The following is a 15,361-nucleotide window of genomic DNA, read 5'->3' on the forward strand; positions in this document are numbered from 1 at the left end:
TCGTTGAAAAGAAAAAAGTCAAAGCCAAGAGATCCTGACTTTGACTTTCTGACGAGTACGTTTCAGCAGTCTTTTTCAAAAGTAAAGGTGATTATTTTTTCTCTTGATCGTCGTTTACTTCTTCGTATTCTGCATCCACTACATTGTCATCTGCTTTTTGAGCACCTTCAGCGCCTTCTTGCTGAGCTTGTGCTTGTTTTGCAGCTTCTTCATAGAGCTTTGTCGTTAATTCTTGAACGATTGTTTGTAGCTCATCTTTTTTCGCTTTGATGTCTTCAAGCTCGCCTTTTTCGATCGCAGCTTTTAGCGCATCTTTTGCATCATTCGCTTTTTTCACTTGCTCTTCATCGATTTTGCCTTCAAGATCTTTTAATGTTTTTTCTGTTGTAAACACTAATTGATCTGCTTCATTGCGCACTTCGATTTCTTCTTTTTTCTTTGCATCTGCTTCAGCATTTTCTTCTGCTTCTTTGACCATTTTTTCGATCTCATCATCAGAAAGACCTGAAGAAGATTTGATTGTGATATTTTGCTCTTTGCCTGTACCCATATCTTTCGCACGTACGTTGACAATACCATTTTTATCGATATCAAAAGATACTTCGATTTGTGGTACGCCGCGTGGTGCTGGTGGAATGTCAGTCAATTGGAAACGACCTAATGTTTTGTTGTCTGCTGCCATTGGACGCTCACCTTGTAAGACGTGAATGTCTACAGCAGTTTGGTTGTCAGCAGCCGTTGAGAATACTTGAGATTTGCTTGTTGGAATTGTTGTATTACGTTCAATCAGCTTTGTGAATACGCCGCCCATTGTTTCAATTCCTAAAGAAAGTGGTGTGACGTCAAGAAGAACAACGTCTTTGACATCTCCTGTGATAACTCCACCTTGAATTGCCGCACCAAGTGCAACCACTTCATCAGGGTTTACGCCTTTATGAGGCTCTTTACCTGTTTCTTTTTTGATTGCTTCTTGTACTGCAGGAATACGAGTTGATCCACCAACAAGGATGACTTTATCAATCTCGCTAGCAGATAGACCAGCATCTTTCAGTGATTGACGTACAGGTGTCATTGTACGCTCTACAAGGTCTGCAGAAAGCTCTTCGAATTTAGCACGCGTTAGCGTTAATTCTAGGTGAAGAGGACCTGCATCTCCAGCTGTGATAAATGGCAGTGAGATTTGTGTAGAAGATACACCAGAAAGATCTTTTTTCGCTTTTTCAGCAGCATCTTTTAAACGCTGAAGCGCCATTTTATCTTTAGAAAGATCAATGCCGTTTTCTTTTTTGAACTCAGCCACTAGATGATCGATGATGACTTGGTCAAAATCGTCTCCACCTAGACGGTTGTCCCCAGCAGTTGAGCGTACTTCAAAGACGCCGTCTCCAAGCTCAAGGACTGATACGTCAAATGTACCGCCACCAAGGTCATATACAAGAATCGTTTGATCTTCATCTGTTTTATCTAAACCATAAGCAAGTGCAGCTGCTGTTGGTTCGTTGATGATACGTTCTACTTCAAGACCAGCAATTTTACCAGCATCTTTTGTTGCTTGGCGCTCTGCATCGTTGAAGTAAGCAGGAACTGTAATAACCGCTTTTGTTACTTCTTCGCCAAGATAAGCTTCAGCGTAAGATTTAAGGTGTTGAAGGATGATTGCAGAGATTTCCTGCGGCGTGTAGTTCTTGCCTTCAACTTCTACTTTATAATCTGTACCCATATGTCTTTTAACAGACATGATGGTGTTCGGGTTTGTAATTGATTGACGTTTCGCTACTTCACCTACTTGGCGCTCTCCATTTTTAAAAGCGACAACAGATGGTGTTGTACGTGCTCCTTCAGCGTTTGCAATAACTTTTGGCTCGCCGCCTTCGAGTACTGCAACACATGAGTTTGTTGTTCCTAAGTCAATACCAATGATTTTACTCATATTCGATGACCTCCCATTATGTAGTTATTGATTTACTTTTACCATTGATGGACGAATAACTCGGTCTTTGAGTTTATAGCCCTTTTGCAATTCTTCTACAACGATGTTTGAATCGTAGTTTTCATCTTCAACTTGCATGACGGCTTGATGAAGGTTTGGATCGAACTCTTTGCCGACAGCTTCAATTGGTTCAACGCCTTCATTTTTCAACGCTTCTACCAGCTGGCGGTAAACCATTTGCATACCTTCTAACAAACTTTTCGTCTGCTCATTGTCTGGATCGATTCCAAGCGCTCTTTCAAAGTTGTCGAGAGCTGGGAGAAGGTCGCTGACAACATGTTGAGAACGATATTTTTGCACGGTCTCCACTTCAGTTCGAGCACGGCGTTTATAGTTTTCAAAATCTGCTTGAACACGCAGAATTTTGTTTTCTTTTTCATCTAGAAGCTGCTGCAATTCATCAATCTTCTCTTGGAAGGCAGACTGTTCATCGTGCTTTACTTCCTCAGTTTCTGCTTGAACTGCTTCTTCTTGTGCTTCAACCTCTGCTGCTTGCTCAGGTGTCTGTTTTTCTTCTGACATTGTGTTCACCTCCCTCAAAAGATTCAATTATACGAAGGGGCTGTGCCCCCACCTTTTATCACCCTACTCATCATACAAATTGGAAAGTGCGTTTGACAAGTCTTTTGATACATGATGCAAAAGACTAACGACTCGCCCGTAATCCATACGGGTTGGACCAATGACAGCGATGGAGCCGAGTGATTTTTGATCAATCGCATAAGTTGCTGTGATTAAACTGCAGTTCTCCATTGCTTCCAAATTGTTTTCTGAACCGATTTTAATGGTGATTCCTTGCTGATTTGGATGAAACAGCTGCATGACATCATTCTTTTGTTCAATCAGCATCATGAGTGAACGAATACGGTCAATGTCATGAAACTCTGGCTGGTTCAACATATTAATCTTCCCGCCAAAGAAAAGTTTTGATTCATTTTGTGTTGAAGTGAATGTGTTACCAAGCGCATCTAAAATATGATCATAGTCTTTTAAATGCGTGCGAAGGAGCATCACTACTTCTTTATACATCCTGTCCTTCAGCTGATCCATCGGGACTCCGGCTAAGCGGCTGTTTAAAATATTCATCAGCTTCTCAATATCGGAGACATCAAGATGCTCAGAGAAGGTAATGGTTTTGTTTTCAACATGCCCGCTGTCTGTAATCATAATCGCTACTGCTTTATTAGGCTGGACGGGGACAAGCTGAATTTGCTTCAATCGATTTTCACTTAGCTTTGGACCAAGGACAATCGATGTGTAGTTTGTGAGATCTGATAAAATTTCCGCCGATTTTTGAACTGTTTTTTCCAGCTCAAAAATTTTCTCCTGAAATACTGACTGGATGAGCACAAGCTCTTTAGATGACAGTTTTCGCGGAGAGAGCAAATGATCTACATAATAACGATATCCTTTTTCGGAAGGAATTCTTCCTGATGAAGAATGGGTCTTTTCAATAAAACCGAGTTCCTCCAAATCAGCCATTTCGTTTCTAATCGTCGCAGAGCTGAATGTAATGTCTTCTTTTTTGGAAAGAGTCCTTGATCCAACTGGCTGCGCCGAACGAATAAAGTCATTAATAATGACTTGTAGAATCAAAAGCTGACGATTTGTTAACATCATCATCACCCCTGTTAGCACTCTCTTTCAACGAGTGCTAATTGTATAAACAAAATTACCAAACTCAAATTAAAATGTCAATTATAACTCACCGAGAAACGCTTGAAATACTTCATTTCCTAACAATTTTCCTTTTCTTGTTAAACGAATGCCAATCTCATCCTGTTCAATGAGACCTTTTTCTGCTAATTCTTCAAGAACGGCGGGAAAGAGTGCTTCTGGTGATGCTCCAAATTTCGCTTGAAAGTGAGCACTTTTCACGCCTTCAATTTTCCGCAAACCTAAGAACATTTCTTCTTCGATCTGTTCTGCTTTTGTCACCTGATGCGTTTCCTTATATGGAAACCCTGTTTGTTCAATGAGCTCTAAGTAATGCTTCACTGGTCCAGCGTTCACATTACGGACGCCATCTACATACCCGTGCGCTCCAGCTCCAAAACCAAAGTAATCTTCGTTGCTCCAATAGGTGAGGTTATGCTGGCTTTCAAAACCTGGTTTGGCGTAATTGCTAATCTCATATTGTTTGAGTCCATGCCGTTCCATTTCATCCATGACGAGCTCATACATTTCAGCCTCACGTTCTTGCGGTGGTAAATGCAGTTTCCCTTTTTGCATTAAATTGTAAAAAACCGTCTTCGGCTCGACAATCAGCGAATAAACCGAATAATGCTCTGCACCTAATGAAAAAGCGGTCTCTAGTGAATGCATGACATGATGCTTCTCTTGATGAGGCAAACCAAACATAAGATCAAGACTAATGTTGTCAAACCCAACTGCTCTTGCTCGCTCGAAAGATGTGAGAACATCTTTCTTTTGATGAACCCGTCCGATTTTTTTGAGCAGGTCATCTTCAAATGTTTGAACACCAAAGCTGAGCCGATTAACGCCTGCTGATTTTAAGACATTCAATTTCTCAAGCGATAGTTCGTCGGGGTTTGCTTCTACTGCAAACTCGCTTAAGTTTTTGGTTGGTTTTAATACGCGGTGAATGCTGTCCATAAGTTGATCTAACTGGCTGGTTGTCAGTGATGTCGGGGTTCCCCCACCAATAAAGATCGTCTTTAGTTCTTGCTCTCCTTTTTGATCGATCGTGTGCTGCATTTCTTTTTCAAGTGCGGCTAAGTATTCATCGACAGGTTGGGTTTTAATGAAAAATTTATTGAAATCACAATAGTGACAAATGTGCTCACAAAATGGAATGTGAATGTATGCTGCTTTCAATTATTGACACCTTCTTTACAGGTAAAGAGCCGCAGTTTATCGCTGCGGCCTCTTCGTTTGTTTTCGACTATAAACGTCAAGGCGAGCATTGTAAAGCAGGTTGCCTTGAGGATGTTATTTTTTCGGTGTGCTGTCGTCCATTTTCAGCACGGCCATAAATGCTTCTTGCGGGACTTCTACAGAACCCACTTGCTTCATGCGCTTTTTCCCTTCTTTTTGCTTCTCAAGAAGCTTTCTTTTCCGGGAAATATCTCCACCATAACACTTCGCTAGTACGTTCTTGCGCATTGCTTTAATGGTAGACCGAGCAACAATCTTTTGACCGATCGCTGCCTGAACTGGTACTTCAAAGTGCTGGCGCGGAATCAGTTCTTTCAGCTTTTCTACAATGATCTTTCCGCGTTCATACGCATAGTCACGGTGAACAATAAAGGAAAGTGCATCGATTTTTTCGCCATTGAGCATGATATCCATTTTCACTAGAGTGGATGGGCGATAGCCGATCAGCTCGTAATCAAAGGATGCATACCCTTTTGTATTGGACTTTAATTGATCAAAGAATTCGTATACGATCTCTGCCAGAGGAATTTCGTACACAATGCTCACGCGGTTTGCATCAAGATATTGCATATCAATGAAATTGCCGCGCTTTCCTTGGCAAAGCTCCATCACAGAACCAACATAATCATTTGGCACCATCATTGTTGCCTTCACGTATGGCTCTTCAATTCGCTCAATCTTTTGCGGATCAGGCAAATTGGATGGGTTATCTACAACAATTTTTTCTCCGTCTGTCATATACACATCGTAAATAACACTTGGCGCTGTCGTAATGAGGTCGATTTTAAATTCACGTTCAATCCGTTCTTGGATGATTTCCATATGAAGCATGCCAAGGAAGCCGCAGCGGAAGCCGAAGCCAAGTGCTTGGGATGTCTCTGCCTCATATTGAAGTGAAGAATCATTTAATTCAAGCTTTTCTAACGCTTCACGCAAGTCGTTATATTTCGCTGTGTCAATTGGATAAAGGCCGCAGTACACCATTGGGTTCAGCTTTCTATATCCAGGCAGAGCTTCTTTCGCAGGGTTTACCGCACTTGTGATCGTATCCCCTACTCGTGTATCACCAACGTTTTTAATGGCAGCTGTTAAATAGCCAACATCTCCAACAGTGAGTTCGTCTGTTGGCATTGCTTTCGGTGTAAATACGCCGACTTCAAGCACTTCAAATTCTTTGCCTGTCGCCATCATCTTAATTTTTTGACCCGGTTTTACGGTTCCTTCGACAATTCGTATGTAAGCAATGACGCCACGATACGCATCGTAGAGAGAATCAAAAATGAGGGCTTGAAGTGGTGCTTCTGGATCTCCAGCTGGTGCCGGCACCTTTTCGACGATTTGTTCTAAAATATCCTCGATCCCGATGCCCGCCTTAGCAGAGGTGAGAACAGCTTCAGATGCATCCAACCCGATGACATCTTCAATTTCTTGTCTTACACGTTCAGGCTCTGCGCTCGGCAGATCAATTTTGTTAATGATCGGCAGGATTTCTAAGTTGTTATCAAGAGCTAAATAAACGTTCGCAAGTGTCTGTGCCTCAATGCCTTGTGCTGCATCCACCACAAGAATTGCACCTTCACAGGCAGCTAGGCTTCGAGATACCTCATAGGTGAAGTCGACATGCCCTGGTGTATCAATCAGGTGCATAATATATTCTTCTCCATCCTTCGCCTGATATTTCAGCTGGACAGAGTTTAATTTGATCGTAATGCCGCGTTCACGCTCTAAGTCCATGGAATCAAGTAATTGTTCTTTCATTTCTCGTTGCGTAATCGCCGCTGTTTTTTCTAAAATACGGTCAGCCAATGTGGATTTCCCATGGTCAATATGGGCGATAATGGAGAAATTTCGAATTCTTGATTGCCGTTCTAATCGTTTTTCTTTATCTGTCACAATCTATCACTCCTACTATAAAACGCGGGTTGCGCTAGGTTAGATTATATCAATAGGGCTGTAAAGATTCAATCGAAATCGAGAAAAGCCACTCATCGGTTAGCGGCTTTCATGAAAAGGTGTGATATCTTATGAAATAACATCCAACATAATGCTTACAACAGTTTATTTACCATTCACCCAATCATAAAGTGTACGGGCTGCATGCGTCATACCATCTGATAATGCTTTTCCGGCCTTAGAGAAGGCATTAAAGCTCTCCATTTCTTCTAGCTGCTTTTGTTTTTCTGCTAAGTCTTTTTGTGTGACAGCTGTTCCGAGGATAGAGGCTTCTTTTTCTTGATCATCATTCATTTGGACAGTGAAGGCCCCTTTTAATTGCGGATCATGATACCCTTTCATTTGCAGCATGCCATTATTGGCTTGCTGCATTCCTAAAAAGACACCGAATAGCAATACGAGCGATAAAATAATGGTTTTTCCGATAAATGAGCCCATGTCCTCCACCACCTTAAGACCGTTTTTTCTCATCCTTTGCTTTGCCGTCTACCTTTTCTGCGTCCCAGAAAATTTCACTGAACACATCAGCTGCTGCATTGGATGCGTTTTTCAGTTCTTCCATATTATTATCCACACCGCCAAATTCTAATAGGAGGGCTTTGTCAGATAAATCTTGATTATAGATTCCATTATCACCAATTTCTCCTTTGGCAAACACACCGACACTAAGTCCTTTATATTTTTTCTCCATCAAATGGTGGAACTCTGTCGCCAGCTTTAAGTTTTTCTCATAGCTTTGATTTTTCTTCCCTACAACAAAAGCGATTCTCGCATATTTCTTGCCTTTGATTTCTACTGTCGTATCTTTCTTTCTTCTTGAATCCCGATGAATATCGATTAAGTAATCTAGGTCATCATTTTTAGCGAGAGCTTCTTTTACAACCAATCTGGATTCATTATATGATTGAGGATACTTCAATCCTTTTTTCAGCAGTCTTTTTTCAATTTCTGTTTTATCCACTGTGTTGCCGATTCCTTGCTGATCGAGCGCTTTACCAAACATCTCCCCGACAAGGGTGACGTTCACTTTTGAGTGGCGCGCATTGTTTGGGTTTGTTTCTCCTTTTAAAAATGGTAAATATGATTCCGTATTATGTGTGTGATAAATGTATACAGCTTTTCGTTTTCCTGTCGACTGGTTCGGCTCTTTTGCAGGCGTTTTCGGTTCATCTTCATCAAGCTTGTCCAGCTCAGCTAGATTTGCTTCTTTTTCATCTTTGATGACTTCACTTGGAGGCGGCGATTCCATTGGCATATTCGTATAGTCTGTACCTTCACCTGCTAGGATGATTTTTGTATCAAAATGTTCAAAGCCTGGCAGCTCTCTTCCTAGAAAACTGCGGGGGTCTTCTAAATTGATACTTGTGGCAAGTTTGAGTGACAGCCCGGAGAAATGAAATCCTTTTTGATCTTCAGGGACTGCTGAAGCAAAATATTGATTTTCCATCCCCATTAGAGTTGCAAAGAATGCCCCTGACAGCTCATCTGCCACACCATATAATGATGCTTGAGGCCTAAGCTCAGGTTTTAAAGACGTCAAAGCCCCTGACATGACAAACACAACCACCAGAGAGACAATAAACAAAAAAATACTCTTCACTACTTTTGTTCCATTAATCGCAACGACCAACTGTCGAGGACGGCGAGGTCTTTTTTTCATGATTTACTCCCTCCAGCACGCTTTCTAGTAATTACACTATGAGCGAGCTAGAGAAAGTAGAACTGATTAATGATTATAAGAACCCATGTTGTCTTGAGAGATTTTTTGATGAAGTGCTGTATTTAACCCATTGGCGAGTACGTTCGCCATGTCATCAATGAATGTATCCACTTCCTTCGGTGTGACCATTAGATTTTGTCCAAGCGGCGCAAGCACTTCATGGATCAACTGTCTTTTTTCTTCTTCAGGAAGCGTTCCGACGATTCCTAAAAAGGATTGACGCGTTTCATCATCTGGCAAATCTTCTTCATTCAGCACTTTTTTCTTCCCAAATGTCAGACCCGCTGGTACTAAAGATCGGGAAGGTCTATCATCTTTCAGTTCTCTACCAAAATGCTTTAACACGTAATCAATCGTGTCACTTGCGATCGTCACTGCATCGACTACTGTCGGTACACCAATGGCAATGACTGGAATCCCCAAGGTCTCTTTGCTTAATTCTTTTCGTTTATTTCCGACACCCGATCCTGGATGTATACCTGTATCAGAAATTTGAATCGTCGTATTCACCCGTTCTACTGCACGTGCAGCCAGTGCATCGATGGCGATCACAAAATCTGGTTTAGATCGTTCAATGACACCTTGTATAATGTCACTTGTTTCTATACCAGTCAGTCCCATGACTCCAGGCGATAGTGAAGACACCGGGCGATAGCCTTCCTGCACATTCTCAGGCTGTAATTCAAATAAATGGCGTGTCACCAGCAAATTTTCAACTGTGAGCGGCCCTAAAGCATCCGGCGTGACATTCCAGTTTCCGAGTCCTACGACAAGACAGCTCGCATCTGCCTGAATGCCGTGATCTTTTAAAAACTGAGCAAAATGATGGGCAAAAACTTCAACCACTTTTTCTTGCATCTCAGAGTCTTTCTCCCGAATTCCTTGCGCCTCAAGCGTCAAGTATGTCCCCGCCTTTTTTCCGGTCAGTTCTTCTCCTTCTGTCGTAATCTCCACAGTGCGGATGCGGATGCCATGCTCTTCCTTCTCCTTCTCAACAATTCCTTGAATACCGTCCTTTTTGACCACATTCGGATCGTTCTCTTGTTCTAGTATCTCTTTTGTTTCAACGGCCAAATCGGTCCGGATTTGATAAGCGCTTAAATCGAGTTTCTGTTTCTTCATGAAAAGGCTCCTTCCATCAAGTAATTAACAGTAGTCTTTCCATCTCGTTCAAGAAACATTCGAGCGCTTCATCAATGAAAAATACTTTACATTTATATTGCATTCTAAAGGTGTGTTTGATAGAATACAATTTGTTCTATTGTGAAGATTTAACCTTAAGACAATTGTGTTTAGGTTGTATCTTAGGAGGTGAAACACATGCCAAATATTAAATCAGCGATCAAACGTACAAAAACGAATAACGAACGCCGTGCACACAACGCAACAATCAAGTCTGCGATGCGTACTGCGATTAAACAAGTTGAAGTTTCTGTAGCTAACAACGATGCTGAGCAAGCAAAAGCTGCTCTTTCTTCTGCTGCAAAACGCATTGACAAAGCCGTTAAAACTGGTCTTGTACACAAAAACGCAGCTGCGCGTTACAAATCAAGACTTGCGAAACAAGTAAACGGACTTTCTGCATAATGTTTGCAACGCCTCAGTGATGAGGCACCTGTTTAACTGTACGTCCGTCCTGAACGGCTCAGCCATAAGGACAGACTGGCAATTATACATCTAAACAAAAACGACCCTCTTTTGAGAAGGTCGTTTTTTTATGTTCAAGCCCCTAATAGCCGAAGCAGGAACAATTCTAATAATAGCTGCTTGTCCTTTTTACCCGTTTTCATTTCATAATCAATCGTGGAGAGCTCTTTGACGATGTACTTTAGCTCTTCTTCTGAAAACAGTCTTGCTTGATCCATCGCGAGTTTGACCCGAAATGGGTGGACTTTCAGGTTTGACGCAATTTGTTTTTGCCCGTATCCCTGTTGAGCAAAGTACTTTGTCTGCAATATCAACCGAAATTGATTTGAAATGAGTGCCAATATTTTAATGGGCTCCTCATTTTGCTTTAGGAGATCATAAAACATTTGCATCGCTTCAGACCGGCGCCTGTTCACGATTTGGTTAATCAGTTCGAAAATATTCTGCTCCAAACTTCGTGCAACGAGCTGATTGACATCCGCCAGCTCAATTTCCTCTCGCTGCCCAATATATGTACTTAGCTTTCGAACCTCTTGAAAAAGTGAGGACAGGCTCCCGCCACATAACATGACAAGCTGTTCTGCCGCTTCAGCCGAGATTGTTTTTCCTTCTGTTTTCACCAGCGTGATGGTGAAATCTGTTGTTTCTTTCGGATTTAACTCTTTCGCCTCAACTACAGCCGCTTTCTTTTTTAACAATTTGGTGATTTTCTTACGTTCGTCCAGTTTTTCATATGGGGCCAATAACACGAGAATCGTGTAGGGTGCTGGCTTTTCTAAATAAGCTTCTAACACAGAAAGCTGATGCTCGATCTTTTCTTTTTTCTTTTCTGCAGTGAGGAAATAAGGGTTCTTGATCACAACGAGACGCCGCTCTCCCATAAACGGAAATGTTTCTGCGTCCGTCACAGCCTGCTCAAGCGGCACCTCTTCCATATCGAAGACAGAGTAATTAAAATCCTTTGTTTCTTCGTCGACGACAGCTTGTCTCAATTTTGCAGCTGTCTCTTGAAGTAAATACGTTTCTTTTCCATATAAGCAATAAACGGGATGGATATCCCCTTTTTTTAAATTGTTCCATACTTCAAAGACCATTCGCTTAAATCCCTCTCTTTCACTTCCTCCTCTATCCTAAAGTGTGTAGAGACATTAGTAAAGAGGAAGCTGAAAGTGCCGCCTCCTCATTTATAGTAAACGTCTCACGTAAGCTCCCGGGTCAGCTTACAGTCAGACGATATTCACAAAATGATCATGAAAATGGAAAACGGTTACTTTACCTTCTAGCAATTCCAAATGAGTTCAAGTATACTAAAAATAGCCAGGAGGGATGAAAATGAATGAATTTGAAAAGAATGTTCAAAGCAAGCGGAATGATGTGACCGACTCAGCTGTTGGTTTTATCGTCACATTCGGATTTTTCGCCTCAATGTTTATTTTGGCAACAGTGATACACCTCGTTGGATCTTAACTACATGAATGCAAGATGACTGCCGTTTTGGCAGTTTTTTTATTGATTTTGTAAGATATCATATGGAGGATGAGCGTAAAATGTTCCATCCTCTTCAAGAAATTCATAGGTCACACTTCCATCGATATCTGTACGATACACCTTTGTTTGATGCTCATTTAATTTTTTCAAAACTTCTTGATGAGGATGGTGATACCGATTTCGTTCACCTGCTGAAATCAGTGCATATGACGGGTTCAAATGCTGAAGCCATTCTTCACTTGTTGATCCTTTACTCCCGTGATGCCCAACCTTCAAGACATCCGCTCGTAGCTTGGGGTAAGCTTGAATGATGTCTCGTTCCCCTTCTTGTTCAAGATCCCCAGTCAGCATAAAACGCTTGCCGCCAAGCGTAAAGGTGAGGACCAGTGAATCATTATTTTTACTCGTCACCTGGTCACTTGCGGGATGCAGAACGTCAAATTTTTGTCCTCCAATTCTCAGCTGATCCCCTCTTTCTAACTCATCTATAGGAATCCTTTGATCGGCCGCTTCCTTTAAAAGCTGCGCATCCTCTGGATTTCGAGCAAAGCCTTTTGGGATTGCAAGGCGTTTGACTTTATTTCGCTTTATTAACCGCATCGCTTCTCCCATATGATCTTGATCTGCATGGGTAAGGATGAGGACATCAAGTTTTGCTATGCCTTTAGAATGCAGAAATGGAATAAGCGTTTGATCCCCAATTGTAGATACTTTACGTCTTTTTTTCCATGGCTCTTCTTCAAAAGAAAGTCTGCCTCCTGTATCGACTAATATATGCCCGGTTCGATAAGGTAGCTGAATAAACAAACTATCCCCTTGTCCTACATCTAACATCGTGACCTCTCCTTTTTGGAGAAAATTCGGCGTGAAATAGTGTACAGCCAGCACACAAACGAGAATCAAAATCGGCACAAGATAAGATTTGATAGAAGTTTTACATTCCATCACAATGAATAGAAAAACAATGGAGGAAACCTCTAGGAGCACATGCCACCATGTCGATTTCATAAAAATCAGAGTAAGACCATCGTAAGCAGCCATGTGTGCAGACAATTGATGACCAAACTGGATCACCCAATCAAGCAGCTGAAACAGTGTTTGTCCAAGCGGAAGATAAATGATAGATAAAAGAAAAAAGAATAAGGACAGAGGCATGACAACCATTGTGTAAAAAGGAACAAACATCATATTTAAAGGAACACTCAGCAAGGAAAATTGTTGAAAATAATATAAAAGAACAGGAAGCGAAGCAAGCTGTGCAATCAAGGAAATGAGGAATAACTGCATCACCGAACTTTTTGCTTTTGATAAAATACTAGTGGATAGCAAAATAAATAAGGTCACCACAAATGACAGCTGAAAACCGACATCAAATATATAAAGTGGTTGAATAGCTAATAAAAGCAAGAACGCTGCACTTAACACGACCGCAGAAGGCTGTTTCATTTCTTTTGGCAGGCTTGTGATGACTAAATAAATTCCAGCCATGAGACAGGCTCTTAACACAGACGGTGCAGCACCTGTTAAACAAGCATAAACCGGCAAAAAGGATATTAAAAGAATACGTGCTGTCTCTCTTGTCACGCCAGCGCGGAGTAGACACCAAAATAGACAAGCGAGCAATGTTTGAACATGAAGTCCTGAAATGGCTAATAAATGAATGATGCCAAGCATTTGATAATCTCTTAATGTATCAGGGTCTATTAAATCACGATCGCCAAAAATAAGTGCCTGCACAATCCCAACAGAACTCTTCGGGACATGATCTTCTAGAAATTTCAGCCCCTTCTGCCTAATAGATGAAAGGTCATGTGAAGGACTGTCATGTTTCGTGCAGCTTTTCATAGACTGCGTTAAGAAAATAGCATCAATGCCTTTTGTTTTTAGAAATTGATCATATTGAAACCCGTTCGGTATGGTAGCATGTTTAGGTAACCGAACCTCACCTGTCATATGACAGCTCATACCTGGCTCAACATCTTTTAACGCTTCTTTTTCACGCTCCGTTTGAATCGTATAAAATGCCGCTAGTCGACCATTCTCTGATGAAACAGTCGCTGAAAAGCGATTGCCATCTATTTTCGGAATCGTTTCAATCACAACCGAATGAGAAAATACTTTTTCTTGTATGGGATGATCCGTTTCAAAAAACTGATGCACCATAAAAATGAGCATATAGATCGTTCCACACAAACTGACCATTAAAAAGAGCAGGGGTGTTTTTTTCAGCAGACTGAAAAGAAGACATACAAGAAGAAAAAGGAGAAAATACAAATGAAGATGATATGCGGCCAGAGCAATTCCAGCAGCTGCTGAAATCGCCCCGAACGGCAAATACTTAGACATAGGAAGTAAATAATTGATTCGCCTTTTCATGCATTTGACGAATTTCTGTTTCGCTACGTCCTGATTCACTTAGTTTGCCTATTAAATCCGCAACAAAGGCTAATTTTTCTTGGTTTTTTAAGTCAATAATCATCTCATCTAGTTCAACCTGTTCTGTTTGAACTCCGGCTTGTTCGAATAAATCAACAGCATATGGATGATTTTTATAATCCTTCGCATAATACACTGTTCGAATACCTGCTTGAATAATCGCTTTACAGCACTGCAAACAAGGAAAATGCGTCACATATATTTCAGCATCAGCCGTTGGTGCACCAAATTTGGCACATTGTAAAATAGCGTTCATCTCCGCATGGATTGTACGAACGCAGTGATGATCTATCACATAGCATCCTACATCTGCACAATGCACGTCGCCGGCAATGGATCCATTATATCCACCTGCGATGATGCGCTTGTCTCTTACGATCGTTGCCCCAACAGCTAGCCGCTCACAGGTGCTTCGCAAGGCAAGCAAATGGCTTTGAGCCATAAAATATTGATTCCATGAAATTCTCTCCACGAGCTGATCCCTCCAGAATGATGGTTGGTATTAAGTGTACATGCCTTTCTTCTATACCGTCAATTCTACTTGACCGTCAGTTGATTTTTCAGCCGTTCAATGGTCTTCTCTCCAAAACCCGAAATATTCCGTAAATCTTCAATTTGCTGAAATTCTCCATGTTCTTCTCTATACGCAATGATGGCTTCCGCTTTGGCTGGGCCTATTCCGTTAATGGTCTGCAATTCCGCTGCATCAGCTTGATTGACATTCACCCCTTGACTCTGTTCATTTCCCGGCGGCGTATCAGCCGCTGCTGTTTGTCCCTGCTTGTCAGCCTCCCCCTTCTTTCGTACATAAATCATCATACTATCCTCTAATTTTGCTGCTTGATTGATGTCAACTGTATCTGCCTTGCTCGTAAAACCACCTGCTCTTTTAATGGCTTCTTCAACTCTGTCCTCAGCCATAAATGCATAAACGCCCGGCTTCCGTACAGCTCCTTTGACCTCTACTACGATGGATGTTGGCTCTTTTTCTGCACTCTCTTGTTTTTCTTCTAATGTGACTTGCGTTTCATGTTGTTCTTTCAATACACCTGGCTCGGCGCTGCCTTTCTCTTTTCCTGCTAAAAAGAAGAAACAGATGATGACGAGGATAATGATTCCCACTATCAGATAAAGACTGTATTTTTTCAACGAAATGAGCTGCTTCACTTGTTCACGCTTCTTTCAATCATATTTTCACGCTGCTTCACATACTGTTTAGAAGATAACAG

The 15,361-nt window shown here is 41.5% G+C and carries 14 protein-coding genes; 2 read left to right on the forward strand and 12 right to left on the reverse strand.

The features are described 5' to 3' along the window. Nucleotides 1-91: 91 nt before the first annotated feature. The 8 genes from dnaK to gpr all read right to left on the reverse strand — a co-directional run bounded on the left by dnaK (nucleotide 92) and on the right by gpr (nucleotide 9,683). Nucleotides 92-1,930 (reverse strand): molecular chaperone DnaK, encoded by a 1,839-nt coding sequence (dnaK, locus tag MHI41_RS11790; protein ID WP_008342469.1) that lies wholly within the window; start codon nucleotides 1,928-1,930, stop codon nucleotides 92-94. Between the two features lie 24 nt (nucleotides 1,931-1,954). Then, nucleotides 1,955-2,512, reverse strand: a complete 558-nt coding sequence (gene grpE, locus MHI41_RS11795) for a nucleotide exchange factor GrpE (protein ID WP_008342471.1) — start codon at nucleotides 2,510-2,512, stop codon at nucleotides 1,955-1,957. A 63-nt stretch (nucleotides 2,513-2,575) separates the two neighbouring features. After that, a complete protein-coding gene (gene hrcA, locus MHI41_RS11800; RefSeq protein WP_008342473.1) occupies nucleotides 2,576-3,607 on the reverse strand; it encodes a heat-inducible transcriptional repressor HrcA in 1,032 nt (343 codons plus the stop codon). Nucleotides 3,608-3,688: 81 nt separating this feature from the next. Beyond that, a complete protein-coding gene (gene hemW / locus MHI41_RS11805) occupies nucleotides 3,689-4,828 on the reverse strand; it encodes a radical SAM family heme chaperone HemW (protein ID WP_342494204.1) in 1,140 nt (379 codons plus the stop codon). 114 nt (nucleotides 4,829-4,942) lie between these two features. Beyond that, on the reverse strand, nucleotides 4,943-6,781 hold the full coding sequence (gene lepA, locus MHI41_RS11810; RefSeq protein ID WP_008342476.1) for a translation elongation factor 4: 1,839 nt from the start codon (nucleotides 6,779-6,781) through the stop codon (nucleotides 4,943-4,945). Nucleotides 6,782-6,946: 165 nt separating this feature from the next. Continuing rightward, the gene (locus tag MHI41_RS11815; protein ID WP_019743214.1) at nucleotides 6,947-7,279 is read right to left on the reverse strand and encodes a YqxA family protein; all 333 of its coding nucleotides are present in this window, start codon (nucleotides 7,277-7,279) and stop codon (nucleotides 6,947-6,949) included. Between the two features lie 13 nt (nucleotides 7,280-7,292). After that, entirely contained in the window at nucleotides 7,293-8,501 is a 1,209-nt protein-coding gene (locus MHI41_RS11820) for a stage II sporulation protein P (RefSeq protein ID WP_242730687.1), read from the reverse strand. 66 nt (nucleotides 8,502-8,567) lie between these two features. Continuing rightward, on the reverse strand, nucleotides 8,568-9,683 hold the full coding sequence (gpr, locus tag MHI41_RS11825) for a GPR endopeptidase (RefSeq protein ID WP_008342483.1): 1,116 nt from the start codon (nucleotides 9,681-9,683) through the stop codon (nucleotides 8,568-8,570). 198 nt (nucleotides 9,684-9,881) lie between these two features. On the opposite strand from gpr, the gene rpsT reads away from it, so the two are divergent. Next, nucleotides 9,882-10,148 (forward strand): 30S ribosomal protein S20, encoded by a 267-nt coding sequence (rpsT, locus tag MHI41_RS11830; protein ID WP_008342485.1) that lies wholly within the window; start codon nucleotides 9,882-9,884, stop codon nucleotides 10,146-10,148. Nucleotides 10,149-10,282: 134 nt separating this feature from the next. On the opposite strand, the gene holA is transcribed toward rpsT, so the two are convergent. Continuing rightward, on the reverse strand, nucleotides 10,283-11,302 hold the full coding sequence (gene holA, locus MHI41_RS11835; protein WP_017358025.1) for a DNA polymerase III subunit delta: 1,020 nt from the start codon (nucleotides 11,300-11,302) through the stop codon (nucleotides 10,283-10,285). 238 nt (nucleotides 11,303-11,540) lie between these two features. Between holA and MHI41_RS11840 the strand changes: the two genes are divergently transcribed. After that, nucleotides 11,541-11,675, forward strand: a complete 135-nt coding sequence (locus tag MHI41_RS11840; protein ID WP_008342491.1) for a YqzM family protein — start codon at nucleotides 11,541-11,543, stop codon at nucleotides 11,673-11,675. A 39-nt stretch (nucleotides 11,676-11,714) separates the two neighbouring features. On the opposite strand, the gene MHI41_RS11845 is transcribed toward MHI41_RS11840, so the two are convergent. From MHI41_RS11845 to MHI41_RS11855, 3 genes are all read right to left on the reverse strand, one after another. After that, nucleotides 11,715-14,042: a DNA internalization-related competence protein ComEC/Rec2 gene (locus MHI41_RS11845; RefSeq protein WP_317329485.1), complete on the reverse strand. Its 2,328-nt coding sequence runs from the start codon at nucleotides 14,040-14,042 to the stop codon at nucleotides 11,715-11,717. Beyond that, complete coding sequence (locus MHI41_RS11850; RefSeq protein WP_008342495.1) at nucleotides 14,035-14,604, reverse strand: ComE operon protein 2; 570 nt, start codon at nucleotides 14,602-14,604, stop codon at nucleotides 14,035-14,037. Before MHI41_RS11850 ends, MHI41_RS11845 begins: the two co-directional genes overlap by 8 nt. Before the next feature lie 65 nt (nucleotides 14,605-14,669). After that, nucleotides 14,670-15,299 carry a helix-hairpin-helix domain-containing protein gene (locus MHI41_RS11855; RefSeq protein WP_342494205.1) on the reverse strand — a complete coding sequence of 210 codons (630 nt, stop codon included), beginning with the start codon at nucleotides 15,297-15,299 and terminating at the stop codon, nucleotides 14,670-14,672. Nucleotides 15,300-15,361 lie beyond the last annotated feature (62 nt).

The sequence above is a fragment of the Bacillus sp. FSL M7-0307 genome, from assembly GCF_038627835.1.
GTDB lineage: Bacteria > Bacillota > Bacilli > Bacillales > Bacillaceae > Bacillus > Bacillus altitudinis.

Excerpts from the sequence above, each read along its gene's own strand:
- grpE (WP_008342471.1), bottom strand. The coding sequence starts at position 2,512 with ATGTCAGAAGAAAAACAGACACCTGAGCAAGCAGCAGAGGTTGAAGCA.
- hrcA (WP_008342473.1), bottom strand. The coding sequence starts at position 3,607 with ATGTTAACAAATCGTCAGCTTTTGATTCTACAAGTCATTATTAATGAC.
- dnaK (WP_008342469.1), bottom strand. The coding sequence starts at position 1,930 with ATGAGTAAAATCATTGGTATTGACTTAGGAACAACAAACTCATGTGTT.
- MHI41_RS11840 (WP_008342491.1), top strand. The coding sequence starts at position 11,541 with ATGAATGAATTTGAAAAGAATGTTCAAAGCAAGCGGAATGATGTGACC.
- rpsT (WP_008342485.1), top strand. The coding sequence starts at position 9,882 with ATGCCAAATATTAAATCAGCGATCAAACGTACAAAAACGAATAACGAA.
- gpr (WP_008342483.1), bottom strand. The coding sequence starts at position 9,683 with ATGAAGAAACAGAAACTCGATTTAAGCGCTTATCAAATCCGGACCGAT.
- holA (WP_017358025.1), bottom strand. The coding sequence starts at position 11,302 with ATGGTCTTTGAAGTATGGAACAATTTAAAAAAAGGGGATATCCATCCC.
- MHI41_RS11845 (WP_317329485.1), bottom strand. The coding sequence starts at position 14,042 with ATGTCTAAGTATTTGCCGTTCGGGGCGATTTCAGCAGCTGCTGGAATT.
- MHI41_RS11820 (WP_242730687.1), bottom strand. The coding sequence starts at position 8,501 with ATGAAAAAAAGACCTCGCCGTCCTCGACAGTTGGTCGTTGCGATTAAT.
- MHI41_RS11815 (WP_019743214.1), bottom strand. The coding sequence starts at position 7,279 with ATGGGCTCATTTATCGGAAAAACCATTATTTTATCGCTCGTATTGCTA.